This is a genomic window from Polaromonas potterensis (assembly GCF_033446725.1).
GTDB lineage: Bacteria > Pseudomonadota > Gammaproteobacteria > Burkholderiales > Burkholderiaceae_C > Polaromonas.
In genome coordinates this window covers 204,479-229,754 of the sequence record NZ_JAWQLX010000009.1, presented here as the reverse complement: position 1 = coordinate 229,754, position 25,276 = coordinate 204,479, and the positions used below count along the sequence as shown (strand labels likewise).

24 protein-coding genes and 2 pseudogenes are annotated in these 25,276 nt (G+C 62.5%); 8 read left to right on the top strand and 18 right to left on the bottom strand.

The genetic code is table 11. The annotated features are described in order from the left end of the window. The first annotated feature begins 444 nt into the window (after nt 1-444). Entirely contained in the window at nt 445-639 is a 195-nt protein-coding gene (locus tag R6254_RS17065) for a DUF2905 domain-containing protein (protein ID WP_318408563.1), read from the top strand. 7 nt (nt 640-646) lie between these two features. On the opposite strand, the gene R6254_RS17060 is transcribed toward R6254_RS17065, so the two are convergent. Further along, nucleotides 647-1,549 carry a hypothetical protein gene (locus R6254_RS17060; RefSeq protein WP_318408562.1) on the bottom strand — a complete coding sequence of 301 codons (903 nt, stop codon included), beginning with the start codon at nt 1,547-1,549 and terminating at the stop codon, nt 647-649. Nucleotides 1,550-1,780: 231 nt separating this feature from the next. Here R6254_RS17060 and R6254_RS17055 point away from each other — a divergent pair, with 231 nt between their 5' ends. Next, the gene (locus R6254_RS17055) at nt 1,781-2,716 is read left to right on the top strand and encodes an ROK family protein (RefSeq protein WP_318408561.1); all 936 of its coding nucleotides are present in this window, start codon (nt 1,781-1,783) and stop codon (nt 2,714-2,716) included. Between the two features lie 12 nt (nt 2,717-2,728). On the opposite strand, the gene otsA is transcribed toward R6254_RS17055, so the two are convergent. The 6 genes from otsA to R6254_RS17025 all read right to left on the bottom strand — a co-directional run bounded on the left by otsA (nt 2,729) and on the right by R6254_RS17025 (nt 10,241). Beyond that, complete coding sequence (gene otsA, locus R6254_RS17050) at nt 2,729-4,114, bottom strand: alpha,alpha-trehalose-phosphate synthase (UDP-forming) (protein ID WP_318408560.1); 1,386 nt, start codon at nt 4,112-4,114, stop codon at nt 2,729-2,731. A 139-nt stretch (nt 4,115-4,253) separates the two neighbouring features. Continuing rightward, nucleotides 4,254-6,074, bottom strand: coding sequence for a glycoside hydrolase family 15 protein (locus R6254_RS17045; protein ID WP_318408559.1), 1,821 nt, complete (start codon nt 6,072-6,074; stop codon nt 4,254-4,256). After that, nucleotides 6,071-6,835: a trehalose-phosphatase gene (otsB, locus tag R6254_RS17040; RefSeq protein ID WP_318408557.1), complete on the bottom strand. Its 765-nt coding sequence runs from the start codon at nt 6,833-6,835 to the stop codon at nt 6,071-6,073. The genes R6254_RS17045 and otsB overlap by 4 nt, the downstream gene beginning before the upstream one ends. A 53-nt stretch (nt 6,836-6,888) precedes the next feature. Then, complete coding sequence (locus tag R6254_RS17035) at nt 6,889-8,163, bottom strand: multifunctional CCA addition/repair protein (RefSeq protein ID WP_318408556.1); 1,275 nt, start codon at nt 8,161-8,163, stop codon at nt 6,889-6,891. A 311-nt stretch (nt 8,164-8,474) separates the two neighbouring features. Further along, nucleotides 8,475-9,164 carry a glutathione S-transferase family protein gene (locus R6254_RS17030; RefSeq protein WP_318408555.1) on the bottom strand — a complete coding sequence of 230 codons (690 nt, stop codon included), beginning with the start codon at nt 9,162-9,164 and terminating at the stop codon, nt 8,475-8,477. A 93-nt stretch (nt 9,165-9,257) separates the two neighbouring features. Beyond that, entirely contained in the window at nt 9,258-10,241 is a 984-nt protein-coding gene (locus tag R6254_RS17025; RefSeq protein WP_318408553.1) for a complex I NDUFA9 subunit family protein, read from the bottom strand. Nucleotides 10,242-10,463: 222 nt separating this feature from the next. Between R6254_RS17025 and R6254_RS17020 the strand changes: the two genes are divergently transcribed. Continuing rightward, a complete protein-coding gene (locus tag R6254_RS17020) occupies nt 10,464-10,907 on the top strand; it encodes a hemerythrin domain-containing protein (protein ID WP_318408551.1) in 444 nt (147 codons plus the stop codon). On the opposite strand, the gene R6254_RS17015 is transcribed toward R6254_RS17020, so the two are convergent. The 4 genes and pseudogenes from R6254_RS17015 to R6254_RS17000 form a co-directional block, all read right to left on the bottom strand. Further along, nucleotides 10,908-11,441 carry an MgtC/SapB family protein gene (locus tag R6254_RS17015; protein ID WP_318408549.1) on the bottom strand — a complete coding sequence of 178 codons (534 nt, stop codon included), beginning with the start codon at nt 11,439-11,441 and terminating at the stop codon, nt 10,908-10,910. Nucleotides 11,442-11,819: 378 nt separating this feature from the next. Beyond that, the gene (locus R6254_RS17010; RefSeq protein WP_318408547.1) at nt 11,820-13,157 is read right to left on the bottom strand and encodes a VanZ family protein; all 1,338 of its coding nucleotides are present in this window, start codon (nt 13,155-13,157) and stop codon (nt 11,820-11,822) included. After that, on the bottom strand, nt 13,147-13,317 hold the full coding sequence (locus tag R6254_RS17005; protein WP_318408546.1) for a hypothetical protein: 171 nt from the start codon (nt 13,315-13,317) through the stop codon (nt 13,147-13,149). Before R6254_RS17005 ends, R6254_RS17010 begins: the two co-directional genes overlap by 11 nt. A gap of 175 nt (nt 13,318-13,492) precedes the next feature. Next, nucleotides 13,493-13,657 (bottom strand): annotated as a pseudogene (locus R6254_RS17000) (lytic murein transglycosylase); the annotation flags it as partial. Between R6254_RS17000 and R6254_RS16995 the strand changes: the two are divergent. Next, nucleotides 13,647-13,820 carry a hypothetical protein gene (locus R6254_RS16995; protein ID WP_318408573.1) on the top strand — a complete coding sequence of 58 codons (174 nt, stop codon included), beginning with the start codon at nt 13,647-13,649 and terminating at the stop codon, nt 13,818-13,820. The pseudogene R6254_RS17000 and the gene R6254_RS16995 sit on opposite strands and share 11 nt — an antisense overlap. 63 nt (nt 13,821-13,883) lie before the next feature. Here R6254_RS16995 and R6254_RS16990 read toward each other — a convergent pair whose 3' ends face one another. Further along, nucleotides 13,884-15,911, bottom strand: a complete 2,028-nt coding sequence (locus R6254_RS16990) for a lytic transglycosylase domain-containing protein (RefSeq protein WP_318408545.1) — start codon at nt 15,909-15,911, stop codon at nt 13,884-13,886. Between the two features lie 9 nt (nt 15,912-15,920). Between R6254_RS16990 and R6254_RS16985 the strand changes: the two genes are divergently transcribed. Further along, a complete protein-coding gene (locus tag R6254_RS16985) occupies nt 15,921-16,559 on the top strand; it encodes a 5-formyltetrahydrofolate cyclo-ligase (protein ID WP_318408543.1) in 639 nt (212 codons plus the stop codon). Between the two features lie 109 nt (nt 16,560-16,668). On the opposite strand, the gene R6254_RS16980 is transcribed toward R6254_RS16985, so the two are convergent. The 5 genes from R6254_RS16980 to R6254_RS16960 form a co-directional block, all read right to left on the bottom strand. Further along, complete coding sequence (locus R6254_RS16980; RefSeq protein ID WP_318408542.1) at nt 16,669-18,129, bottom strand: CsgG/HfaB family protein; 1,461 nt, start codon at nt 18,127-18,129, stop codon at nt 16,669-16,671. Nucleotides 18,130-18,154: 25 nt separating this feature from the next. Continuing rightward, the gene (locus R6254_RS16975) at nt 18,155-18,793 is read right to left on the bottom strand and encodes a hypothetical protein (RefSeq protein WP_318408541.1); all 639 of its coding nucleotides are present in this window, start codon (nt 18,791-18,793) and stop codon (nt 18,155-18,157) included. Nucleotides 18,794-18,860: 67 nt separating this feature from the next. Further along, nucleotides 18,861-19,997 (bottom strand): hypothetical protein, encoded by a 1,137-nt coding sequence (locus R6254_RS16970; protein ID WP_318408540.1) that lies wholly within the window; start codon nt 19,995-19,997, stop codon nt 18,861-18,863. Further along, entirely contained in the window at nt 19,988-21,166 is a 1,179-nt protein-coding gene (locus R6254_RS16965) for a hypothetical protein (protein ID WP_318408538.1), read from the bottom strand. The genes R6254_RS16970 and R6254_RS16965 overlap by 10 nt, the downstream gene beginning before the upstream one ends. 383 nt (nt 21,167-21,549) lie before the next feature. Beyond that, the gene (locus tag R6254_RS16960) at nt 21,550-22,536 is read right to left on the bottom strand and encodes a LysR substrate-binding domain-containing protein (protein WP_318408537.1); all 987 of its coding nucleotides are present in this window, start codon (nt 22,534-22,536) and stop codon (nt 21,550-21,552) included. A 121-nt stretch (nt 22,537-22,657) separates the two neighbouring features. On the opposite strand from R6254_RS16960, the gene R6254_RS16955 reads away from it, so the two are divergent. Then, on the top strand, nt 22,658-23,242 hold the full coding sequence (locus R6254_RS16955) for a DUF2917 domain-containing protein (RefSeq protein ID WP_318408536.1): 585 nt from the start codon (nt 22,658-22,660) through the stop codon (nt 23,240-23,242). A 17-nt stretch (nt 23,243-23,259) separates the two neighbouring features. Here R6254_RS16955 and R6254_RS16950 read toward each other — a convergent pair. After that, a pseudogene (locus R6254_RS16950) lies at nt 23,260-23,451 on the bottom strand (TfoX/Sxy family protein); the annotation flags it as partial. A gap of 127 nt (nt 23,452-23,578) precedes the next feature. On the opposite strand from R6254_RS16950, the gene R6254_RS16945 reads away from it, so the two are divergent. Both R6254_RS16945 and R6254_RS16940 read left to right on the top strand, forming a co-directional pair. Then, complete coding sequence (locus R6254_RS16945) at nt 23,579-24,178, top strand: TetR/AcrR family transcriptional regulator (protein ID WP_318408534.1); 600 nt, start codon at nt 23,579-23,581, stop codon at nt 24,176-24,178. A 102-nt stretch (nt 24,179-24,280) separates the two neighbouring features. Continuing rightward, a complete protein-coding gene (locus tag R6254_RS16940) occupies nt 24,281-25,270 on the top strand; it encodes an MBL fold metallo-hydrolase (RefSeq protein ID WP_318408533.1) in 990 nt (329 codons plus the stop codon). The last annotated feature ends 6 nt before the right edge of the window (nt 25,271-25,276 follow it).

Here is a 25,276-nt window from a genome sequence, read left to right as displayed (position 1 = left end):
CATATAGGTTTCAGATTGAATTCAACAACCCAATCTTGGCACTTGATGCCGCTACCGTGAAGTGGGAAGTCCCTTCGTATTCCCCTCGCCCCGCTGGGCGATGGAGGGGGACTTCATTTGGTCGTGTGTGCTGCAAACGCGTGCATGAATGACGGACTCTTGGGGTTGATGGGTACGCTAGCTGTGTTGCTGTCGTCACGAGGTCGCGTGCTTGCAAGCATGGATACCGGACCAAGTCCGGCATCCATCCCCGCTCCCGAATCCGCACCCAGCACCGCAGCTTGCCCCGAAGCGTAGCGAAGGGGACGCAGACAGCGGGGTCGCCTTTTCTTTGCTTACTTTCTTTTGACGAAGCAAAGAAAGTGAGTTGCCGCCGGGCAACCCCCGGCATGCCGGCAGACCACAACAGCTCAGATCAACAGACGACCCACCTACACTAAGCCCATGATTCGCTGGATGCTCGTGATTTTCCTGGCGCTGATCCTGATCAGCTGGTTCACGCCCTTGTTGCACAAACTTGGCTTTGGCAAGCTGCCGGGCGACTTTCGCTTCAGGCTGTTCGGCCGCGAGTGGTTCATCCCGCTGACCACCACCATCATCCTGAGCATGCTGGCCGGCGTGGTCAGCAAGCTCATCTGATCGGGGCTTAACGCACCTTTTGCCCGGTGGCAACATCCACCACGGAGCCATCGGCCAGGTTGATGCGGTAGAACTCGCGCAGCACATTGCCGGAGAAGGCCAGTTCGACGATGGACACGTTCTGGAACGAGGTTGTCATGCCTTCAGGCAAGACCTTGTTGAAGTCGGCAGCGACCTGGTTCATGCCGGCCTGCACTTGCGGCGTGAAACGCGCCATGCTGTAGACCAGGGTGTTGTGCGGGTTGTGCGAGCGCAGTTCCTTGCCATCCTTGACCACGTTGACGCCGCTCACACCCACGGTGCGCACCAGGTCCTTGCCGGCCTCGCCCATCTTGGCGAAAACCGGACCGGTCACGCGGGGCAGCGGTCCGTCGCGCAGCGGTGCAAACGCGGCCGTGGCGCGGGTGTTGAAGCTCATCATGTCTTCATACGCCTTACCGGTCTTGACGATGCCCAGGTCCAGCCACCAGGGATGGCCTGCGTCCTTGGCGGCTTCGGTGGTGTAGAAGTTTTTCAGCACCACGCCGTTCATCACCGGCGGCAGCGCCGGCAAGGCCTTGAGCATTTTCTGCGGCGTTGTCGGGTCGGCACTGTGGATATGCACCACGGTGACGTGCGGCAGGTTGAAGGTCTGGGCTTCGGCGTCCAGGCCCATGCGCAGCAGCTGCTGTTGCAGCGGGGTGGTGATTTTGGCTTCCATCACATCAACCACGTCTTTGGGCAGGCGGTAGACCAGGCCGTAGGTGGCCGTGTGTGGGCGAAACGCGGGTTGTGCCAGTGCGCTGTTGTCGATGGCCGCCGGCGTTTGTGCGGGGCTGGCGACGCAGGCGCCCAGCAGGGCGAGGGATGCGGCGGCCGACAAAGCGGCGCCCAGTCGGCGCCAGGGGGCGTGTTTGCTTGTACGGGTCATGGTTTTTATTCCGGTGGTTGGGATATTGAAAGAACTTTGTCGCCTCCGATGCCGCGCGCGCCACGGCAACGCCGTCACGCCCGGGATCGGTTCTATGTGTTTTGGTACCAAACGGTAACCGTCACGCGTGACCGGCGCATGACAGCCGGAGCGTGCATCGCCTGGCCACGCGGTGGCCTAAACTGGCACCATGACGCCGCTGCCCCCTCGCAACCCGAAAGAACTTTTGCCATGAAGGCTTGTATCGACATAGGCGGCACCAAAGTGGCCGTCAGCCTGAGCAGCGGCGCCGGCCTGGAGCTGCTGGCGCGGCGCAGCGAACCCACAGCCATGACTGGCAGCAACGACGCGCTGGCGCGGCAGGTGTTGCGCATGGTGGACGCGGCCTGCGCTGATGCCGGCATCGCGCCCGAGGCCGTGTTAGGCGCGGGGGTGTCGTCCTGCGGTCCCTTCACGCTGCGCGATGGCCTAGTGGAGGTGGCCGCTCCGAATATCTGCGGCGGCCTGGCCGGCCCGGCGCGTGGCCTGCCCAATACCTGGACCAGCGCCTTGCTGGAGGCGCCGCTGCGCGAGCGTTTTGGTGAACTGCGGATTGAAAACGACGGTATCGCAGCCCTGGAGGCCGAGCGCCGCTGGGGCGCGCTGCAGGGTTTTGCGCACTGCGCCTACGTCACCTGGAGCACCGGCATCGGTGTTGGCCTGTGTGTCGACGGCCGGGTGTTACGCGGTAAAAACGGCAATGCTGGCCATGCCGGCCACATGTTTGTCAGCGACAACAACGACGCCTTGTGCGGCTGCGGCAACATCGGCGATGTCGAGGCCCTGGTCGCCGGCAACGCCTTGCCGCGGCGTTTTGCGGCGCTGGGTTATGTCGATGCCGCTAGTCTTTTGATAGCTGCTCGCGCAGGTGATACGGGCGCTGTGGCTACGATTGACGATGTATGCCGGGTCATGGGCCGGGCCTTGTACAACCTGGTGGTGACCTTGGACCTGCAGCGCATCAGCTTGGGCGGCAGTGTGTTCTGGCACCACCGCGACTATTTGCTGCCGCGCCTGCAGGCCCAGATCAGCGGCAAACTGCCGGCACTCACCGATGGATTTTTGCTGCTGCCCGCCGGGCTGCAGGACAAGGTGGGGGACTACGCGGCGCTGGCGCTGGTGCTCTGACGAAGACGCAAACTAGCTGGCGCCGACGCCGGACAAGGTGCTTAAAAAGGCCTTGCGCCACCAGTGCACGTCTTCACTGCGTATGCGCGCCAGCAGTTTCTGATGCCGCGCCTGGCGCTCCTGCAGCGGCATCTGCAGCGCGATCTGTATGCTCTCGGCCGTGCCGTCGGTGTCGTAGGGGTTGACCAGCAAGGCTTCCTTGAGTTGTTCGGCCGCACCGGCAAAACGCGACAAGACCAGCACGCCAGGGTCGGCCGGGTCTTGCGCAGCGATAAATTCCTTGGCCACCAGGTTCATGCCGTCGCGCAGCGGCGTGACCAATGCGACTCTGGCCACGCGGTACAGGCCGGGCAGGCGTTTGCGTGCGACGTTGCGGTGGATGTAACGCACCGGCATCCAGTCCAGCTCGCCGAAGTCGCCGTTGATGGAGCCGCAGAGGGTTTCCAGCTCCTGGCGCAGATCGGCGTAGGTGTGCAGGGCCTCGCGGCTGGGCGAGGCGATCTGGATCAGGGTCGCGCTGTTGAGGTTTTCCGGGTACTTCTGCAGCAGTTGCCGAAAGGTACGCAGGCGCTGCGGCAGGCCCTTGGAATAATCCAGGCGTTCCACGCCCAGCAAGAGGCGGCGGCGCGAATACTCTTCCTTCATGCGGTCAAACATGTCACGGGCATCCTTGCCATGGGTCAGGGCCGCGAATTCATCCACGTCGATGCCGATGGGAAAAGCCTGGGCATGCACGGTGCGACCGAAGGCGCGGAACTGATGCTGGTCCAACGCCTCGGCGCCGGCCTCCTGGCCGACATAACGCGAGAAATGGTCCACGTCCGACTGGGCCTGGAAACCCAGCAGGTCATAGGCAAATAACGAGCGGATCAGCCACTCATGCTGCGGAATCGCCGCCAGGATCAGCGGCGGCGGCAGCGGAATGTGTAAAAAGAAACCGATGCGGTTTTGGCAACCCATGGCCCGTAATTCGGCCGCCATGGGGATCAGGTGGTAGTCGTGCACCCAGATGATGTCGTCGGGCTTCAGCAGCGGCATCAGCTTGCGCGCTAACAACTGGTTGACGCGCCGGTAGCCACCCACAAAACCGGCGTCAAAGTCGGCCAGGTCCAGCCGGTAATGAAACACCGGCCACAACACGCCGTTGCTGTAACCCAGGTAATAACTGTCGTGGTCTTCGCGGCACAAGTCCACCGTGCTCAGCGTGACGTTGCCGGCCTGCTGGGTGCGCACCTCGCCTTCGCCCGGCGTGCCGTCTTCGACCACCGTCCCGCTCCAGCCAAACCACAAACCGCCATTGACAGCTAAGGCGTCGCCCAGAGCCACAGCCAGGCCGCCGGCCGCTGCCGCCTTGCGCGGATCGGCGACGCGGTTGGACACAACTACAAGTCGGCTCATGGCGCGTGACCTTTAAAGAGAGGAGTGGGTGAACTGTCGAGACAAGCAGGGGCCGCGGAACCGGCTCCGCCGGGCCGCAGGCGCCAGCCCCCTGCAAGGGGGGAAGGGGCTACACGCAGTGAGCCTCCGACGGGGGTGTTCATACTTGACTGTCCCAAGGTGCCGACAAACGAACGGCGGCGTTGATGATGCCGACCATGGAATAAGTTTGCGGAAAATTGCCCCACATCTCGCCAGTGATCGGATGCGTGTCTTCCGACAGCAAGCCCAGGTGGTTGCGCGCGGCCAGCATGGTTTCGAAAATTTCTCTGGCCTGCTCCTTGCGGCCTATACGAGCGAGGGCATCTATGCGCCAGAAGGTACAGATGTTGAACGCGGTTTCGGGCTTGCCGAAGTCGTCCGGCGCTTCGTAACGCCGCATATAGGGGCCGTCGCACAGGTGTTTCTCCAACGCGTCCACCGTGGCAACAAAACGCGGGTCTTTCGGGTCGATGAAACCGACTTCAATCATCAGCAACACGCTGGCATCCAGGTCGCGCCCGCCAAAACTTTCGGCAAAAGCCTGGCGTTCCTCGTTCCAGGATTCGCGCAGGATGCGCTCTCGCATCACTTGGGCATGGCCATGCCAGTAGATCGCGCGGTCGGGTTGTTTCAGGCCTTCGGCAATTTTTGCCAGGCGGTCGCAGGCGGCCCAGCACATCAGCGCCGAGGAGGTGTGGACCCGCGCGCGCGTGCGCAACTCCCACATGCCGGCGTCGGGCTGGTCGTAGTTGCGCACCGCCTGTTCGCCGACCGCTTCCAGGCGCAAAAACTCGGCCGCACCCGCGCGGTGCAACAGGCGCTGGTCGTGAAAAGACTGGGCTGCGCCCAGCACCACGTTGCCATACACATCGTGCTGAAAATGTTCCTGCGCCTGGTTGCCCACACGCACCGGCCCCATGTCGCGGTAACCGCCCAGATGGCCGTGGATGGCCTCGGGCAGTTCACGCTCCAGGCCGATGCCGTACAGCGGCTGGATGTGGCCGCCACCGGCCTGCACCACAACGTTGCTGAGCCAGCGCAAATAGTCTTCCAGGGTGCCGACTTCGGACAGGCTGTTAAGCGCCCGCACGACAAAAAAAGCGTCGCGCAACCAGCAGTAGCGGTAGTCCCAATTGCGCCCGCTGTGGGGCGCTTCGGGAATGCTGGTGGTCATGGCCGCAACAATCGCGCCTGTGTCTTCAAACAGCGACAATTTGAGTGTGATGGCCGCACGTATCACCGCCTGCTGCCACTCCAGTGGAATGGCCAGGCGCTGGCTCCACTTGCGCCAGTAACTCAGGGTTTCTTCTTCGAACAGGCGCGCGGTGTCGGCAATGCCCTCGGCCAGCGACTCGTCGGCGCCCAGCAAAAAGTTGTGCTCACGTGTCAGCACAAAAGCCTGCTTCGACAACAGGTGCGATAGCGGCGCATCGGTGTTGAGCCTGAGGGTCAGCGCGTCGCCGACATAACGCAGGTGGTTGCTGCCCTGGGTGATCACAGGCGCTGTCCGGCCCCAGTCATAACGCAGGTCCAGCGCCACCCGGATGCGTGGCGCGCCATGGATGGGACGTACACGGCGCACCAGCGTCATCGGCCTGAAAAAACGCGAGCGCCGGTAAAAGCGCGGCGCAAAGTCGGTGATTTCGATGGCCTGGCCGCTGGTGTCAAACAGTTGGGTGTGCAAGACGGCGGTGTTGGGTTCATACCATTGCTTGCTGTACGAAAAGTTTTCAATGTCGATGGCGAAGGCGCTGCCTTTGTCGCTGCTATCGAGCAGCGCGTTGAACACCGGGTCGGCGTCAAAACGTGGCAGGCAGCACCAGACGATGCGCCCGCGCGCGTCCACCAGCGCGCTGAAGGCGCAGTTGCCGATGACCCCCAGGGACAGCGACGGCGGGGCAGGCGGCGCGAAGTAGCCGGACGGTGGGGTGGAACTCATGAGGCCATCCTTTCAGAACCCGGGGTGTGGGTCAAGACCGCCGATTGCAGCCAGGCCGCGAGCTGTGCCACGCTGTCGCAACGGTAGGGCGCCAGCGTGGGGCCGGGGCCGACCTTGATACCCTGGCCGCCCAGTCGCGCCACCTCGGCAAAGCCGGCTTCGTCGGTGACATCGTCGCCGGCAAACAGCGGCACCCGGCCGGCAAACGGCGCTTCGGCCAGGAAGGCCGCGATGGCCGTGCCCTTGCTGACGCCGGCCGGTTTTACATCGATCACAAACTTGCCCTGCATCATGTCCAGCCCGGGGCTGCGTGCCATGGCCGCACGCATGGTCTGCAAGCACAGGGCTTCCAGCTCGGGCGCGTGCCGGTAATGCAGGCTCAGGGCCAGGTTTTTGCGCTCTAGCTTGAGGCCGGCATGTTGTGCCAGCAGGCCTTCGGCGGCCAACAAGGCGGGCTGTAAATCGACGGTCTGCGCATTGACGAGGCTGCCATCGGCGCGGCGGCGTTGTGCGCCATGTTCACCGGCTGACGGCAAGATCAAGGGCGCCAGAAAATCGTCCAGATCGAGCAGGCGACGGCCCGACACCAGGGCTAACGCACCGTGGAGCTGTGCCGACAAGGCCGACAAGGTGGCGGCCAGGCCGGGCGGCACCTGGATGGCTTCGGGCTGTTCAGCCAGCTCGACCAGCGTGCCGTCAAAATCCAGAAAAAGCGCGGTATCAGGCGCGATGCGGGGTAGCGTTTCGTGAGGCTTGGGCATGACGCTTCACCTTAGCAGCATCCTCGCCCGCGGCGTGTAGGCCGGCGCCCTGTTCAGTCGGCGGCGGCCCCGCTCAGCCAGTCCTGCACGGCGCGCACCCGGGCCGTGTGGATCATCTCGCCAATTTTGGCACCCGACAGCCCGGCGGCCTGGGCGGCTTGTGCAACCGGTTCGGTGGCGACCGACTGGGCTGCCTGCAACGCCTGCGTCAGCCGCTGGCGCTGCGGGTAGGGCGTATGTTCCAGCCCCAGGCGCCCGCGCGCATCACATTCGCAGGCCAGCAGGGCCTCGGCAAAACGTGGGGGCTTGCGAAACGCATCACAACGCTCCAGCAGGCGCACCAGCGCGGCGGCGCCAAACTCGGCGCTGCGGTGGATGTTGCCGTGTTCACGTGCCACCACCTCGGCCAGTTCGCGGCACTCGGTCGGCACACGCAGGCGTTCGCACACACCTTTGAGCAGGCGCGCGCTGCGTTCTTCATGGCCGATGTGGCGCGGCAACATCTCGGCCGGCGTCGTGCCTTTGCCCAGGTCGTGGCCCAGACAGGCAAAACGCACGGGCAGGCTGGCCTGCAACTGCGCCGCCATGTCCAGCACCAGCATCAGGTGAACGCCGGTATCGATTTCGGGGTGGTACTCGGCACGTTGCGGCACGCCCCAGAGTTTGTCTACCTCGGGCAAGAGTTTTTTTAAGGCACCGCAGGCGCGCAAGACCTCGAACATGCGCGAGGGTGTGGCTTCCATCAGGCCGCGGCTGAGCTCCTGCCAGACGCGTTCGGCCACCAGCGCGTCGGCCTCGCCGTCGTCCACCATGGCCTGCATCAGCGCCAGGGTCTCGGGCGCCACCGTGAAGTCGGCAAACCGCGCGGCAAAACGCGCAACCCGCAGGATACGCACCGGGTCTTCGCGAAACGCGTCGGTGACATGGCGCAAGACCTTGTCCTGCACATCGCGGCGCCCGCCGTAAGGGTCGATCAGGGGCTCGGCCTTGATGTCAAACAGGCCTTCTGCCCTGTCTGTCTGGACGCGAACAGCTATTGAATTGATAGTCAGGTCGCGCCGGGCCAGGTCTTGCTCCAGCGTCACGTCGGGCGCGGCGTGGATGTCAAAACCACGGTAACCGCGCGCGGTTTTGCGCTCGGTGCGCGCCAGCGCGTATTCCTCTTTGGTTTGGGGGTGCAGAAAGACCGGGAAGTCCTTGCCGACCGGAATGTAGCCTTGGGCCGCGAGTTCTTCGGGGGTGGCACCGACCACCACCCAGTCGCGGTCTTGCACCGGCAAACCCAGCAAGGCGTCACGTACGGCGCCACCGACCATGTAAATGTCCATGGCTTAAGTGTAGGGGCAGCTTTCTGGTTGAGCCTTGGTTGATGCGCCTGCCTGTGGTTTGCCAGCAGGCCGGGACTCGCCCCGGCGGGCGACTTACTTTTCTTTGCTTCGCCAAAGAAACCTAAGGAAAAGAAAGGCGACCCGACTGTCCGGGTCCCTACGCTGCGCTGCGGGCAGCCTGCGGTGCTCGCCAAAAGCGGGGTCTCGCTCGAACTCGGCTTCGCCTCAAACAATCGCGAGCCCTGATCCGCTTTTGCCTGCGCTCCTCGGCCCGGCCAAACGGGCTGGGGTGCGAAAGCGGGGACAGGGTATCAGCGCGCGACGCGGTAAGGTTCATCCGCGTCGACAAAGTCTTTCTCGGCCAGGCCGTCTTCGATCCAGGCCTTCACGCCGGGCAGGGCGCAGACGCGGTCCACGTAGTCGGTGATGTGGTCTGGCACCGGCAGGGCATAGTTTTTCAGGCGCATGCAGACGGGCGCGAAATAGGCGTCGGCGATGGTGAACTCGCCAAAAAGCAGAGGGCCCTTGTGTTGCGCCAGCAGTTCGGTCCACATGGTCACGATGCGCTCTACGTCGCTACGCACGGCCGCCTGGTCGCGCCAGATGATGGCGCCGGTCTGGGAGAGCTCGGCTTCGATGTTCATCGGGCAGGCGCTGCGCAGTGCGCCAAAGCCGGCGTGCATTTCAGCGCAGACGCTGCGCGCGCGGGCACGGGCCTTCACGTCCTGCGGCCACAGTTTTTTCTCGGGAAATTTTTCGGCCAGATATTCGGCAATGGCCAGGGTGTCCCAGACCGCCAAGCCCTCGTCCACCAGCACCGGCACCCGGCCCCCGGGGCTTACCGCCAGGACGGTTTTTTTGAAACTGGAGGTGGCGGAGAACGGATCGGCGCCGAAACGCACCATGACCTCTTCGAACACAATGCCGGCCTGTTTCAGCAACACCCAGGGCCGCATGGACCAGGACGAATAATTTTTGTTGGCGATGTAGAGCTTGAGCATGGTGCTTCCTGCAGTGAACAATGGGCCATGCTACTGCACGACCGGCTGGGGATTGATGCAAAAAAAGACGGAATTGATGAGGGTGTTTGAACGCTAAAACCGGCCTGCGGTTTTGCGTTTGAGCGTCAGGTTGCTGCGCAAGCCCCAGCCGCTGCTGAGCGGTCCCAGGTAGGTCGGTGCGATGGCTTCCACCGCCGCTGGCGTGATGCCCAGCGCCTCCAGCCCCGGCAGGTTGCCGCTGGCGATGTTGGGCAGGGTCATGGAGTCCAGGTTGTCACGGCTGAGCAGGGGCTCGCCCGGCGCCAGCGCCATCAAGCGCGCCTGCAGGCGGCCCAGCGCGGCGGGCAGGGCGATCACCGGCCGGCCCTGGCCGTGGCGCACGCCACTGAAATGTCCGGCCAGCTCCACCAGTTGCCTGAGCGTGAAGATCGCCGGGCCACAAGCCTCGAAGGTTTTGCCAGCCGTGGTGTGGGCGTCCTGCAGACAATACACGATGGCCTCGGCCACGTCTTCCACCCACACCGGCTGGAACAAGGCGTGGGCGCCAGCCAGCGGAATGAGGGGAAAGACTTTCTGCAGCTGCGCAAAGGTGTTGAGGAATTTGTCGTCGGCGCCGAAGATCACGCTGGGCCGCAGCAGGGTCAGGGCCAGTTCGGCCTGGTGCAGAGCCACTTCGCCGTGGCCCTTGCTGCGCAAATACAGGGACGGTGCGCCGTCCGGGTTGCGCGCGTCGGCGCCCAGGGCGCTGATGTGGATCACACGTGGCACGCCGCTGACGGCGCAGGCACGGGCCAGTTTTTGCGGCAACGCCACATGCACTTTCTGAAAGGCCTGTCGCGTGCCATGTAGGATGGCCACCAGGTTGACCACCGCATCGTGGCCGGCCACCAGACGGGTCAGAGCGGCCTCGTCATGCACATCGGCTTCGAAGACGTCGAGGGCGGGCAACATCTGGATGTCGCGGGCGTTGGCCTCTTGCCGGGTGGGCACGGTCACGCGCCATTGCCGTTGCGTGAGTTTTTCGCAGAGATGGCGGCCGACAAAGCCGGTGCCGCCCAGAACCAGTATTTTTTTCATGGGCTTATTAAACGCTTTAGCGGCGATAGATGCAAAACGCCCTAAGTTCCATGATAATTTTGGCCTGTAGCCCATATCCTGTGGGCGTGAGTAGCTATTTATTTTGTAGCGACTGGCGGACGCGGTACGCCGCCGGGGCTCCGTGGCTGTAGGTTTCCGTCGCCGCCAGGCTGGGCGTCACGGCCTACACGGCGTATGCAAGCGGCTCCAGATAATTCAGAGATGAACATTTTTGAAGCCCTGCGTACCAGCCACGACACCCAGCGCGGCCTGGCCGACCACCTGGTCAAAACTTCGGGGGACAGCACGGACCGCGCTGCCCTGTTCAAGGAGTTGAAAGCCGAACTTGCGGCCCACGCGGCGGCCGAGGAGCGTTTCTTTTACGTGCCACTGATTGCGCACGACATGACGCAGGAGCCGTCGCGCCACGGCATTGCCGAACACCACGAGATGGACAAGCTGGTGGCCACATTGGACGCCACGGACTTCAGCTCGCCAGCCTGGATCGCGGTGGCCAAGGAGTTGCACCACAAAGTCCACCATCACCTCCAGGACGAAGAACAAGGTATTTTTCAGCTGGCCGGCAAGGTGTTGAGCGAGGCGGAGAAACTGTCACTGGCCAAAGCTTATGAAGGTGAATTTGTCTCGCAGCGCGTGAAGACCTGATCACCCGTCTGTTGGCTTCGCACCGGTGTCGGTGGCCAGCAGGGGCGCTGGTTTTTCCAGCAGCCTGACCAGCAACGGCACCAGTGCCAGAACAACCAGGGCCAGTAGCGTGGCCAGCAAGGCCGTGAGTTCGCGCCCCAGGCCGGCGGCCACCCCCATGGCGGCCGTCAACCACAGGCCGGCTGCCGTGGTCAGGCCTTTCACGTCGCCCAGCTTGTCGCCTTTGAGGATGGTGCCCGCGCAGAGGAAACCCACACCGGCGGTGATGCCCTGAATCACCCGGCTCATGTCGTCCGCACCCATGCCGGTTTGCTGCGACACCAGCACAAACAAGGCCGCACCCATGGCCACCAGCATGTGGGTGCGCACGCCGGCCGCCTGGCCTTTGTGCTCTCTTTCCCAGCCGAGCAGCCCGCCCAGCAAGGCCGCCATCAGCAGGCGCAAGACCACGCGGGTGGTCTGGGCCAGGTCGGGCAGGTCCGAAAACTCGGCGGCCAGGGTGCTGGCAATTTGTTGCCACCAGGTGGGGTTCATCGTGAGGGCTCCTGCCTAAAGGGGAAGCGCTCAATTTAGCCTGCGTGCGCCCAGGAAGACATAGGCGCAGGCCTACAAAACAGCCGGACAAGTGCGCTTTTCACCCAGAATTTAAGCCTTTTAGGTCTCCAGCCCTTTGAGGGCGGGCGTGGGTAGCTATTAGTTTGGTAGCGAATCCGGTGCGCCAGACTCGCGGCCGGCCGGAATCGGCGTTGTAGGCGGCCCCAGCGGCATGGCGCCGCCTAAGTCGTCGAGTGCGCGTTGGCGCTAGGCCGTGCCGATCACGATGTTGGTGTCGCGGTCCTTGATCTGGTCGGCGGTGAAACTCGTCAGCGCAGCCTCCCGGCTGTCCCCTGTGCCGATCTGCGAGCTGGAAGCTCAAGCCCTGCGGTGCCGATGGCTGTAGACCTTTTTCTTGCGCCGCATTCCGGCGTGGCCGAGTGCGGCCACCAGCCAGCCCATGGCCAGCGCGGTCAGCACCGATGAAATTTCAGCCGTGCGGCCGGGCAGGTAGCGCTGGCTCCATTCGCAAGCGAAAGCCAGCGCCGCCACGCACAAGGTCGTGCCCACAAGCACCCAGTCCATGCGCGCGGTGCTCCAGATGATGGCGCCGAAACACAGGGCTTCAAAGGCCACCGAGGTCACTGCGGCTTCGATGCTGCCATTGAGCGACGAGGCGAAGGGCAGCCAATGCATGGCGGTGGGGAAGTCCTGGAATTCATAAGGCGCGAGTGCATAGACCAGGTAGCTCGCCACCGCGATCAGCAGCACCACCATCAGGCGCAGGCGCTCGGGCATGAAATCCGTGAACAGCCACAGGAGGGCGCCGCCGGCGATGCCAAACACCACGGCCAGGCCGGGTGACTGGCCGAGCACGACGAATTTGCCGACCAGCATGCCAAGGCTCACCAGCATCGCCAGTGGCCGCACCAGCCTGCCCACCGAGGCCGAACGCAACAGCTGCGCCAGCGCCTCCAGGCCGATCAGGGTCATGCCCACGTGAGCCCACATGCGGCGCGGTTGCCAGGGATCTTGTTGCCACAGTGACTTGACGTTGTCATAGACCGAAGACACATCGAAGGTGGGAATCAAGGGAAACAGTTCGGCGATCACCCAGATGGCCAGCATGAGGATGGCAAAACGGTCGGCGGTGCGCAGCCCCGGGTGGCGCTGCATGACACCGTTCAGCGCATGGACCGACAGCCGGCCAGCCCACCAGCCCGCCACGTAGCCCGTCATATTGAACACGATGTCGGAGGCCGCGGGCGTGCGCGGCAGGTATTTCTGCAGCCACTGCAGCACGCTGGCCAGCACGAGGGCGATCAAAAACCATATCCAGAAATGCGTCCACTGGCGCTGCCGGCCGTCGTAGTGCCAGGCCAGCAGCCAGCCCAGCGGCAGGAACAGCACGATGTTTTCCAGCAGATCAATCACGCCGACCGGGCCGATGTAAATGAAGTCCTGCGGCTGATCGAAATTCCAGGTTAGCGGATACAGTGAACCATAGGTGATGACGAGCAGCAAAATGCCGACGGCGATGCGGTAGCTGGCCGCACTTGCGCGGGCCGGGTCGCGGTTGGGCTCGGTGGGCTGGCGTGATGACGCGCGAGAGGACGACGAGGAACGACGCCGGCTACTTCCACCGCCGCCGTCCCCCCCATCCAAACCAATGGGCCGTATGCGCGTATCCGGCGCCGCGTTGTCTTCAGGTTCCATAGGCAACTTTCATTGCGGTTTTCAATGCGTTGCCGCCACCGGCCATGGCCCGAGCAGAAGCGTCTGCTGCTGCTTTTCGGCGCTCTTGATGAAGGCCCTGGTCGCCTGCATGCGTGCCAGGTGCTTGATCGACACCGGCATCGACATGCGGATAGGACATTCAACCGCGTCAGATCAAGTATCACACCTTTGAGCTGCGCGAAAACATCCGCCTTGCAGGCAGTGATACCGAGTGTGGCCAGTCCGCCGTCAAGATCGACAGCGTAGCCGACCCGCTGGGCTTGTTTCGGATGCGACTGGCGCAGGCCCCCCCAAGGCGAGTCCTCTGGCACCCTTCAAGAAGGCCGGTCTGGAGGGTCTGGCCATCGCTCCCGCCCCAGCGCTATCACCGCCATGGCGTAGTCACTGCGCCAGTTGTAGCGGGTGATGACGTAAAAATTCTCGGTGCCGGCCACGTAGCTGGGCGCATCGGGGCCGCTGAACATTTCGATGAGCGCCAACCCTGCCTGGGTTGACGTGTGCGTGGATGCTGAGGCCAGCCGGCGCTGGGTCAGCATCGACGTGACGCATAACTGCATGATCGACCAGCGCCATGTGCGCCTGGGGCTGGCGCTTTCCCGCCTTGCCTTGAGTTATCGAGAAGTTACTATTTTAGGCCTCTAGCCCTTTGGGAGTGGGCGCAAACAGCTATCAGTTTGGTAGCGAAGCCGGTGCGCCAGCTGCTGCTTAGGGCATTTTTTCGTCAGGCGGTGGGGCCGAGGCTTCGCGCGGTCCCACGGTGCCCAGCCGGGCTTTCAGCGATTGCGGCTGTCCGCTCAGCAACGCGGCGTAGTTGGTGGTGTTGGACAACACTTTTTTCACGTAGTCGCGGGTTTCGGCAAAAGGCACGTTTTCGGCCCAGATCGCGGCTTCCAGCACCGGCCCGTTGCGCCAGACGCGCGGCCGGCCGGGACCGGCGTTGTAGGCGGCAGCGGCCAGCGGCATGGAGCCGCCGAAGTCGTCGAGCGCACGTTTGAGGTAGGCCGTGCCGATCACGATGTTGGTGTCGCGGTCGTTGATCTGGTCGGCGGTGAAGCCTGTCAGGCCGATGTAACGCGCAGTTTCGCGTGCGGTGGCCGGCATCACTTGCATCAGGCCCGAGGCACCGACGCCGGAACGTGCGTCCATGATGAAACGCGACTCCTGGCGGATCAGGCCGTAGACATAAGCCGGGTCCAGGCCGATGCCCTGGCTGCGCTGCAACACGGCCTCACGGAATGGCGTGGGGAAACGCTGGTCGAAGTCCATCTCGGTACGCGTGCGTTCGCTGGTGTTGATACAGCGGTCCCAGATCGCGCGGTCGCAGGCCAGTTGAGCGGTGGCCAGCAACTGGCGCTCGCTCATGCCGCCGCGCTCATGCAGGTTGACGCTGTAATTCCACTCGCGCACGCCTTCGGGGCGCAGGCCCATGCCGATGGCGTAGATGGCGCGGCTCAGGCCGGGGTGCTGCAGCGCCGTGGCTTTTTCTTCAGCCGTGAGCGGTGCCGGCCGGGACGGGGTGCTGATTTTCTGGCCCAGTTCTTCCAGGGCCAGTTGTTCGTAAAAACCACGAACCGAGGCAATCGATTGCAGCAAGGCCAGGGCCTCGGCGCGTTGCGGCGCGATGGACGCGCCTGGCGCAGTAGCCGGTGCGTTGCTGAGCAGGGCGCGGGCTTTCCAGTAGACCCAGGTCGGGTCCTGGCGGGCGCTGTCGCTCATGGCGTTGATGCCGGACAAGACCAGCGGCCAGCGCGGCTCGCGGCCGGCGCGCAGGGCGGCGCGGACTTTCCAGCCCAACATGTCGTCGCTCAAGTCGCTGTCCTTGCTGACCTTGGCAAAGTAGCCCAGCGCGGCATCACCGTTCAGGCGGGTCGCCGCCTGCTTGCCGATCGCGCCCCAGACCCAGTTGCGTTCTTCCGCCGTCAGCTGGAAGTCCCATTTGTGGTCGAGCATGCGCGCCGCGCCGTCGGCGTCGCTGGTGGCCAGCTTGACCAGCGCCAGCACGATGATTTCCTTGCGCGTCTTGGTGACGGCCACCATCTTGCTGGCCAGGAATTTCAGCGGGCTGTTGTTGAGCTCGGTCACCAGGTTGAGGGCTTCGGGCGCGATGATCTCGACCGCATCGCGGGCCGCGCGCGGTCGGTTGGCTTCCGTCGCCAGCCTGGCCTTGACCCAGACATCTTGCGGCGTGAGGTTTTTGCTGCCAACCAGGCGTGCGGCGGCGCTGGTGCAGCCGTCGCTGGCGTCGCGCTGGGCGTACCAGTTGCTGCGGACTTCCTCGGCCAGACGGGCATCGGCGCCGGGGTTTTTCAGATGTTCCACCAGCAGCGCATAACAACGCACATCCTTGTCGTCGCCCATGCGGTAGTTCGGGTATTCGGCGGCAAAACCGGCCCAGTCGCGGCGCTGGCCCAGCAGCAGCAGCCAGTCGTTGCGCAGCCGGTCTTCCTGGTAGGTGCCGGCGTAACGCGCCATGACCGTCTGCACCTCTTGCGCGCTGGCGTCGTCCAGCCTGGCTTTGAGCTCCCAGTAGGTGGCCCAGGGTTCCAGCGCATGGCCGCGCGCCTGCGGCAGCAGCTGCGCCAGCTTGTTTTTGTCGCCGCGTTTGAAGGCTTTGTTCATCTCCAGCAACACGTCGTCGCCGCGGGAACCGTTGTTTTGAGCCCCTGCCGGAAACAGGATCAGCAAGGAAGAGAGGCCTGAAATCAGGGTGGTGACAACAAATTTGGATAGCATCGGGACATTATGGACAAATTAACTGCGCGAAAAGCGTTGATCGAACAACGTCTGAACCTGCCCGATCGCCTACAGCGCGCCGATTTGTTGCAGCGGGTGTTGCGGATCTGGCTGATAGGACGCGAGGACGCGGTGATTGGTGCCTACTGGCCGATCAAGGGCGAGTTCGACCCCTTGCCGGCTTTGTACCGCTGGCAGGAAGACGCCATGCTGGGGGAGTCTTTTGAGCCAAAAACACCGCTGGTCCCCGATGGGTCTGTGCAGATAGCTACCGAAAGCATAGCAAGCCGATCGCCGCGCAAGATCGGTTTGCCGGTGGTGGACAAGGTCCATAAAACCCTGACTTTTCACGCTTGGTACCCCGGCTGCCCGATGGAAGAGGACGCCTACGGCATTCCCAAACCCAAAGACACCGAAGTGATTGTCCCGACCCTGCTGTTTGTGCCCTGTGTCGGTTACGGGCCGGGCGGTTACCGCCTGGGTTACGGCGGCGGTTTTTACGACCGCACCCTGGCCACCTTGCAGCCGCAGCCATTCACCGTGGGCCTGGGCTACAGCCACGGCTGGTTGCCCGAGCTGGCGCCTGAGCCGCATGATGTGCCGCTGGATACTTTGTTGAATGACGAGGGCGTGGTCTGGCCGGGGTGAGGGCTGGTTGACCCCCGCATGGGTGACGGGCAGACCCCAAGCGATCGGGGTCTAAAAGGGCGGCCTGCCGCGCCTGCCGTTCATGGACAGGCGACTGCCGACCACTCCGTCACCACTTGTCGTCGGCTTTGCTGGAAGTGCCTTGAGCCGGCGCGGCTGGAACTGCCGCATTCGTGGTCCGCGGCTTGACTGCATTGACAGGTTTCCCGGGGCTGGCGACAGAGGCCCCGGCAAAGGCAGGAACAGTGGCCTCTTGGAATGGCGTCATGCCCGCTGTATTTTTCGAGCCCGCCGCGAGTTCTTGGCGTAATTGCAAACCACCGGGAGAGAGCTGATCGAGGTTGGCGCGCACGTTCTCCAGCCGGCCGTATGACAGGTTGGGTGTGACACGCTCCACCACCAGCTCACAACAAGGCGACTCGACGCGGCCCAGGCTCTGGCCTGTCTGGGGGTCCTTCATTTCGTTGCCCATGGTCACCATGGCATACCGGGTGCCTTCCTTGATGGCTTGCCCACCTTGGCTCAGTACAACGTTGGTGCCGTCCAGGGATACCACGGTCACTGGGAAAGTCCGGCGCAAGATGGACGCGACCACTTGGCGGACTATCTCGTTACTCATGTCTTCCAGAGCCTTAGCCGAGTCGACGCCTGAGCCCAGGGTGGTTGGCGCCAAGGAAGGCGCTTGGCCGCGCAGGGAATCGGAAGACATCACCTGGCGGGAGGCGACATTCACCAACTTCTGCGACATCGCCCAGCCACCGGAATAACTCACCAATTCACGGTCGCTGGTTTTGAGCTGGCGGGCGTGCCGGCTGTACGCCAGATTGCTGACCCGTGCGCTCCATACCATATCGGCGCTCGCGGCTTGTGACATCTTGGCAAGTTCGGCGCTAGGCGCCTGGCCGGTGGCAATCATTTCCAGTTCTTGCTCGATTTCGGGGCTGAACTCACGGTCCAGAACGGCAAAGCGGCCGGTTTGGACCAGGGCATCACTAATACGCTGGCGCAAGGTCATCCCGATTTCAGCCGAGGGCAGAGAGCGGTCACCCATGGGCAGACTGGCGCTCTCGAAACGGATCGGGCCCACCACGACCTTGATTTTTTGCATTTCCGCAGATGCGTTGAACTTGGCGATTTCTGCCTCGATGGACGCTTTGTAACGCTTGCCGGCAAGCAGGGAAGGCTCCTGCAAATCCAGAATCTTGAAGTTCTGAATCACCCCGCCCGAACGCTGCTTGACCACTTCAGCAAACTCGTTCGCGCGAAGCGATGCCGAGTCCTTGCCCAGCGTCACATCCAGGCCATATTTGGCGGTCATGCTGGCCGTCTGGATCGACGCGCCGTTGACCTGCAAAATTGCCATTTTCATGGCTTCAGCCACCGCTTCCGAGGCGGATGCACCGAATCCCTCCGCCGTCACTTTGACCGTGGTAACTTTGCCCACATCCGGCACCGGTGCCGACATATTTACGGGGCCAGCGGCCGCCTTGTCGGCAGCCTCCTTTTTGTCTCCACACGCAGAGACCAGAGCAACTGCAGCCAGCAAAGCTGCACAGGTTGAACGACGCATTTGTATCTTTGTCCGAGTTCAGTGCTTACAGCGCGGCCAGGGCTTTGGTTGCATCCGCAGGCACCGGGATGTCATTGCTCTGCGCAAAGGCGATGGCGTTTTTCAGTGCGCTGGACACAGTGGCCATCGAGGCTGGAAACTTGGAAACAATTGTCACAGCCGACTGCAGCTTGGGCAGTTGCATCAAGGAGGCGCCGCTCAAACCAGACGCCATGTCCGAGACGTTCTTGCCCACACCCATGTATTTCGACACGCCGGAAGCCAAGGAGAGCAGGCCGGTGCCAAAGGTCGCCTTGGCAGCAGCGTCAAGTTGAGGTCCCTTCTTGAGTTCAGCGGCGACGGCCTCGGTCGAGGCGCTCACTTCTTTGTCGGCCGCGTTAAGGTTGTCTTTGGTTGCGCCCTCGGTGAGGGATTCCGCCGTGGCTTTGGAGGCGGTTGCTGCGTCTTTCAGTCCCAGGGCTTCCGCCATCTTCGAGTTGGCGGTCAACACGTCTTTGTTGGCGGCGACATAGGCACGCACGAGCAGGTCTTGTTGGCCACCCAGGTCCGAAGTAGGAGCGGCGGCGCTTTTGCTAAAGCCAGGAATGGAGGGAAACTGGGCAAACGAGATGGCGGGGGTGGACAGAACGCAGGCAAGGGCAAGGGTCGAAAACGTATTTTTCACGGGGTATCCAGTTAAAGGGAAATGAAGTCAGAGGCAGTGGGTATGGGAGCGCTTTGTTATCGAAAAATTAGCGAACGCCGAGGTTTGTCACCTGGCTGGTCAGTTCACGGGCCGCGTTATTGGCCGCGAGTTTCAAGGCGTTGGTGCGGGCTTCGTCTTCTGTGGGACCCACGCCGGCGTATTGAACGGGACCTACCGACGCAATCGTGTCGGGAATCGTCTGGGTCAGGTCGTAAATTTTGGCGTTCACCGTGACACTGACACGGGCCAGGCCTGTGCTCGGGTCCGCTTCTGCCATGCCCACGTCAAGCGTACCCAGCGCGACATAGGGAATTTGAGCGGTACGCATGCCCTTCACCACGGATTGCAGCGTGGCCGCCGTCATGTCGTTTCCGGATTTGTAGTCGTCTTCAACCGCCGAGACCTTGAATTGCCCCCCGGTGTAGGGCTCCACCAAGGCGGCTTCGCTGACCTTGAATCCCGCGCGTGAGAACGTGGAAAGGAACACCTGATTCAAATTGGCGCTGGGGATCAGGCGCCACGTGGACTCGCTGGACTTTCGCACCGTGCTACCGCCGATTTCCCTCGTACGTGTGCGGTTGGCTTCGGCGCTCTCCTGGGCGGTCGTGGCGCTGTTGGTCTTCACCTGCGAGCGGCCCACGGACTCACCCTCCACCCCGGTGTTCGACGTGGCGCCGGACCGGTTCACCTTGACCGATTCATCAACACGCTTGAAAACTCGGGCGTCGTATGCTTTGACAGAGTCAACTTGCCGTGAAATGAACAAGAAGGCGAGAGGCGACTTGTCAGCCCGGCCGGTCTTGGCGACCGCCGAGTTCGCTTTGACGGCGTTGCGCAGGTTGGCAACATTCAGGGACACCTTGACGGCGACGGTGTACTGTTTTTTATCGGCGCTGTCTTCTTCGGCGAGCACCGTGGTTTCGAGAATATAGCGATCCGGGTCGGCGATGATTTTGTCGCGAACGGCATCGAAATTGGCTGCTTCCGACTCGCCCGCTTCGGCATAGTAGAACTCAACGGCTTTAAGCTGTGCGGCAAGGTTTGCCTTGGCCTTGATGTCTGGTGTTGCCGACCTGCCTGAATACGGGACCGTGGCTTTGCCGCGGGCTTGCTGCACCTGCGCCATGGACAAGGTGGTGCAGCCCAAAAGCAGCACGAGAAGGCATGTACGAATTATTTGCATAGATTGATGAGTTCCCTGGTTTTGATGATTTGTGATTCGATATCGGGTGCCGCAGCCGCAGATTTCACCCAAGTGTTTCCTTTGCCGCCGACGGCATCGGCCAGCTTGCCAAACATGCCATTGAGGGAGTCATAGAAGGCTGGAAAATCATCCACATAGGTCTGCGTCATCGGCACCACCTTGACTTCGCCGTTTTTGAGCGCGGTGTTCAGGTAGGTCGTGCCCGACAGGGGCTCTTCAATCTTGAGGGTCGCATAGGCGCCGTAGATGAAGCTGGCGCCTGCATTGACTTCTCCGTACTTGATTTTTTTCAGGCTGGTGAAGTCGACACTGATTTCATAGTCGGGCTTTGGCAGCTTCAGGGTAAACACCGTGCTGTCTGAAACCCGCATGGACATGACGTTGCCGATGGCGTAGCCCTTGCTGTACGGGACGAGAGGAACGCCCAGGCGCGTGGAGATGGCTTCGCTCACCAGGTCAGCTGCCCAGGTTTCAGCGACCGCAGGAGAACTCTTGAGGTAGTCAGGAAGTGCGTTGACAACGTCCGGGCTGAGGGACACCCGGGAAACCTGCAAATAGCGGGGTATCTGGGTCGGCAAGGTCGCTTTGGCCAGCGTGCCCGCAAAACGCGCGTACAGCCCAGGTTTGGTCGGGGTGCCTTCGTAGACCTGCCGGACCCGGGCCATGATTTCTTCTTCTGTGGGCTGCCTGTCAAGGGTGTCGATATAGGCGAAGCTGATGGGATACGCACGGACCACGGCCATGGATTTGAAGTCAAAAAACAGGGTTTGACCGCGAATCATCACGAACAGCTTGCGCAGTTGCCCAAATTGCTCGATCGATACCGTCTCGGAGTTCACCACGAGTGACACGACCAAGGCCTGGTCGCGCCCTTTGAGTTCGTCAATCTGCGCGGTCAGCACTTCCAGGTTGGCGGGGGCAGCCAAGGTAATGGACTGCCGAACCTTGGCGTATGGCGTCTCGCCGGCGGCCTTAAGCGTCTGCTCATACCGAAGGGAGTACGGGAACCGCGCGGCAATCGTTTGTGCGTCCCCTGAGTAGGCAACACCCGCCAAGACGACTTGGGGAACCTGGGCATAGGTGGTACCTGAAAAAAATGACGCGAAAGCGATAGCCCCCGCCGAAACAAAGCGAATGAAAGTGCGCAACCTGCCCCCTTTTTTTATTCTGACGTTTTAGTGCAATGGAAAAATCGACGTTCAAGCAGGTGGCAAGCCACCGCTTAAAGCGTCGCATGGTTCATCTCGGCAAAAGATGAGTCCATATTTGTATCTCAATGTGCAATAACGGCACGAAATGTATCATCTTTAATACGGGATAGATCTGGCAATTGCTTCAATCTCGAGAGTGCCTCCCCGGCCTAGGCTGTTTGAGCATCGTCGGCAATCCCACGGTTGGCACAGACCGGGTCAGGCAGATCAGGGTTCGTGACTTCTTGAGCCGAAGCGCGTGTTAATGAGCCCCCGGCTTGCCCGAAGCACCATCGGCAGACCAACTGGCTAGGGGCTGCCGTGACAACACGACGTTTTCTTCAATCCAGCCCATCCACCGTGTCCGGGTCTGGCATATCGCCGATCGCCTGGCGGGTCAGGGCGCCCTGGGCCTGTAGCCAGTCGCAGAAGGCCTTGACCTCGGGCCGGGCGGCGCTGCGGGTGCCGACGATTAACCAGTAGGCCATGGGCGAGTCCAGCCGCAAGTGAGGCAAGGGCTCGATCAGGTCGCCCGAGGCCAGGCTTTCAGCGATCAGTGGCAGGCGGGCCAGCACCACGCCCTGGCCGGTCAACGCCGCCTGCACCATCTGATAGGCGTAGTTGAAATACAGCCAGCGTTTGCCCTCCAGCTTGGGTGTGCCCTGGACCTCCAGCCAGCGCCGCCAGGTCAGCCATTCCATGTGGGTGGCGTGGGAGTCGCCCGCCTCGATCAATGCAAACTGCGCGAGGTCTTCGGGCTTCTTCAGGCGCGGGCTGCTTTTGAGCAGCCAGGGGCTGATCACCGGTGTCAGCTGTTCGCCAAACAGGCGGATCGCACCTGAGGACGCCATGCGGCTGGCGGGCCCGTAACGCAGCGCGATATCCAGGTCCGAGGTGTCGAGGTCGATCGCCGTGTCGGACGCATCAATGCGGATGTCCATGTCGGGGTTGTCGCGCTGGAACGCTTCCAGCCGCGGGATCAGCCACATCGACGCGAAGGAGGCAAAGGTGGTCAAGGACACACTTTTGCGGCCCGCGCTCTGGCGGATCTGCCGCACCGCGCCGTCAATGCGTTCGAGCGAAGGTGTGACGGCGCGCAGCAACACGCCGCCCGCGCCTGTGAGTTCGACCGATCGCGTGTGGCGGTGGAACAGGCTCAAACCCACCTCCTCCTCCAGCGCCTGGATTTGCCGGCTCACGGCCGACTGGGTCAGGGCCAGTTCTTCGGAGGCCGCGCGAAAGTTCAGGTGCCGGGCGACCGCCTCGAAGGCACGCAACTGGCCGGCCGAAATCGGCCGGGAGCGCAAATGGGTTTGGGAGTGCTGCATCGCCGGGTTTTCCGATTCATGCGTTTATGGAATGAATAGCGTAGCGCGATTTCATTGGACTGCCAAGCTCGGGACAACGATCATTCAAAGCCTCCCAACGGATTTTTGATGGAGAACAGCCATGAACCCCCTGAACAAGCACAGCCAGTCATCGTTTACCTGCACAGACGCGGTGGCGGGCTGCTGGAAGCTGGGCGATGGCCGGGCGCTGACCTTGCGGCCGACCGAGTCCGGTGTGTTGCGTATTGCGCATGGCCGGGTGTGGATCACCTACAACAACGCACAGCAGGATGACGGCGTGCGCGGCGGTGACCACTTCCTGGGTGCAGGCGACGATCTCAAGCTCCTGCCTGGCCAGGTGCTGGTGATGGAGTCCTGGGGCGCGGCCAAAGAGTCGGCCGCTTATTTCAGCTGGGACCCCTTGCCCGCGACCGTCGGCATCACGGTCAGCCCCGCCACGCGCCGCGTCCTGGCCGTCAGCGGCGTGGCTCAGCCGCTGCGTGATTTGCGCGTGGCCCTGGGTTTGGCGACCACGGCTTCGGGCCGCCTGGTGTTGGGGTTGGCCGGTTTGGCCGGGGCCGCCTTGTTGCTGGTTGTGCCTCGATCCGCTATTGATTTGGTAGCTGATCGCGCCCGTACCACCTTGGCGGCACGTGCTTTTAAGGCACAAGCCAACGACAGCCGGGCCCACTGCGCCATCAACTGAGGCGACTCCATCGCGTCTTCCGGCGCGCTGTAGTAATTGAGCCGCATCGGTTTGTTTTTGGCGGTATACACAAAAGGCGCGCAGCCCGCCGCTTCAAACAAATGGCGGGTGTCGTCGCTGGCCTTGAGCCAGAGCTGCTGGCCCTGGCCCAAGTCAGCGATCAGCGCAATCGTCAAACCGTCGGTGCTGATGCCGGCGCCGCCAAACATGCGGCGCGCCGTGCAGGGCCCGACGCTAGAAAGCAGTTCGCAGCAATAGCTTGTAAAGGAGGGGTCCGCAGGCATGGCGCTACTTTAGCGCGCTACCGGCCTCTGTGGCCGTGCTTCACAATAGCGCATGGCCAGACCCAAATCCGCGACCCACGAGCTTCAGCGTGAAGCCATTCTTGATGTGGCGGCCCAGTGTTTTGCGCAGCGAAGCTACATGGCCGCCAGCATGAACGACATCGCTGCGGCCTGCGGCACTTCCAAGGCCAGGCTGTACCACTATTACGACAGCAAGGAAGCCATTCTGTTTGACCTGCTGGACCGCTACACCCAGCGCCTGCTGGCCACCATAGGCCAGACCGAGGCCAGCGCCCAGCGCAAAAACCTGGACGACCGCGCAACCTTGCATGAGTTGATCCGCAACTTTCTGGACGAGTACGAAACTTCGGCCACACGCCATAGCGCCTTGCTGGGCGACACCAAGTTTCTTGGCGATGTGCAGCGCGAGCTGATCCTGAACCGCCAGCGCGACGTGGTGTCGGCCATGACCCGTTTTCTGCAGCGTGCCTACCCGCAACGCATCACAGCGGTCAACCAGACGGCGGTGACCATGATGTTGTTCGGCATGATCAACTGGACCTTCACCTGGATGCGGCCCGATGGCCCCATGAGTTACCGCGCCTTTTCCGAAGAAGTGATCGCCATGCTCGAACGCGGGCTGAGTAGCTGAGTGTTGTTGATTTAACTATTCGTAATAAGTTACGTATAGTAGAATTATTCAGCCTAACCATGATTCAAGGCCGACGCCTGTTCGGCCACCCACGGAGACCCCATGTCCAAAGCTTTCGCCTCGCAGTCCGACCTGACGGACAAAAAGATCACTTTTGAGCAACTCAGCGCCCACTGCTGGGCCTACACCGCGGAGGGCGACCCGAACTCGGGCGTGATCATTGGTGACAAATTCATCATGGTCAGCGATGCCACGGCCACGCCGGCGATGGCGCAGGACCTGATTGCCCGCATCCGCACGGTCAGCGACAAACCCATCAAATACGTGTTGCTGACCCACTACCACGCGGTGCGTGTGTTGGGCGCCAGCGCCTACATCGCCGAAGGCGCGACCGAGGTGATCGCCAGCCAGGGCACCCACGAGCTGATCATTGAGCGCGGCGCCGAAGACATGCAAAGCGAAATGGAACGTTTCCCGCGCCTGTTCCGCAATGCCGAAAGTGTGCCCGGCCTGACCTGGCCCACGATGGTGATTGCCGGCGGCAACCCGGTCAAGGGTGAAATACCCGGCAAGCTGGTGGTGGACTTGGGCGGCGTCCGGGTGCAGATCTGGCATCCCGGCCCGGGCCACACCCGCGGCGACACCATCGCCTGGGTGGAGGAAGAAAAAGTCCTGTTCTCCGGCGATCTGGTCGAATACAACGCCGGTGTGTATACCGGTGATGCCCAGCTCGAAGAGTGGCCGGCCACGCTGGAAGCTTTGCGCGCGCTCAAGGCCGAGGCCATCGTGCCCGGCCGCGGCGAAGCCATGAAGGGCGCGGCCGATGTGAACAAGGCGATTGACTACACCAAGCAGTGGGTGGAAACCTTGTACCGCTGCGGTCAGGAAGCCGCTGCCGCCAAGATGGACCTGAAAACCGCCATGGCCCATACCCGCAAAAGCATGGACCCGATTTTTGACCAGGTCTTTATCTACGAACATTGCCTGCCGTTTGACGTGAGCCGCGCTTACGACGAAGCCAGCGGCATCAAAAATCCGCGCATCTGGACGGCCGCGCGTGACCAGGAAATGTGGGCCGCGCTGCAGGCCTGATCGCCA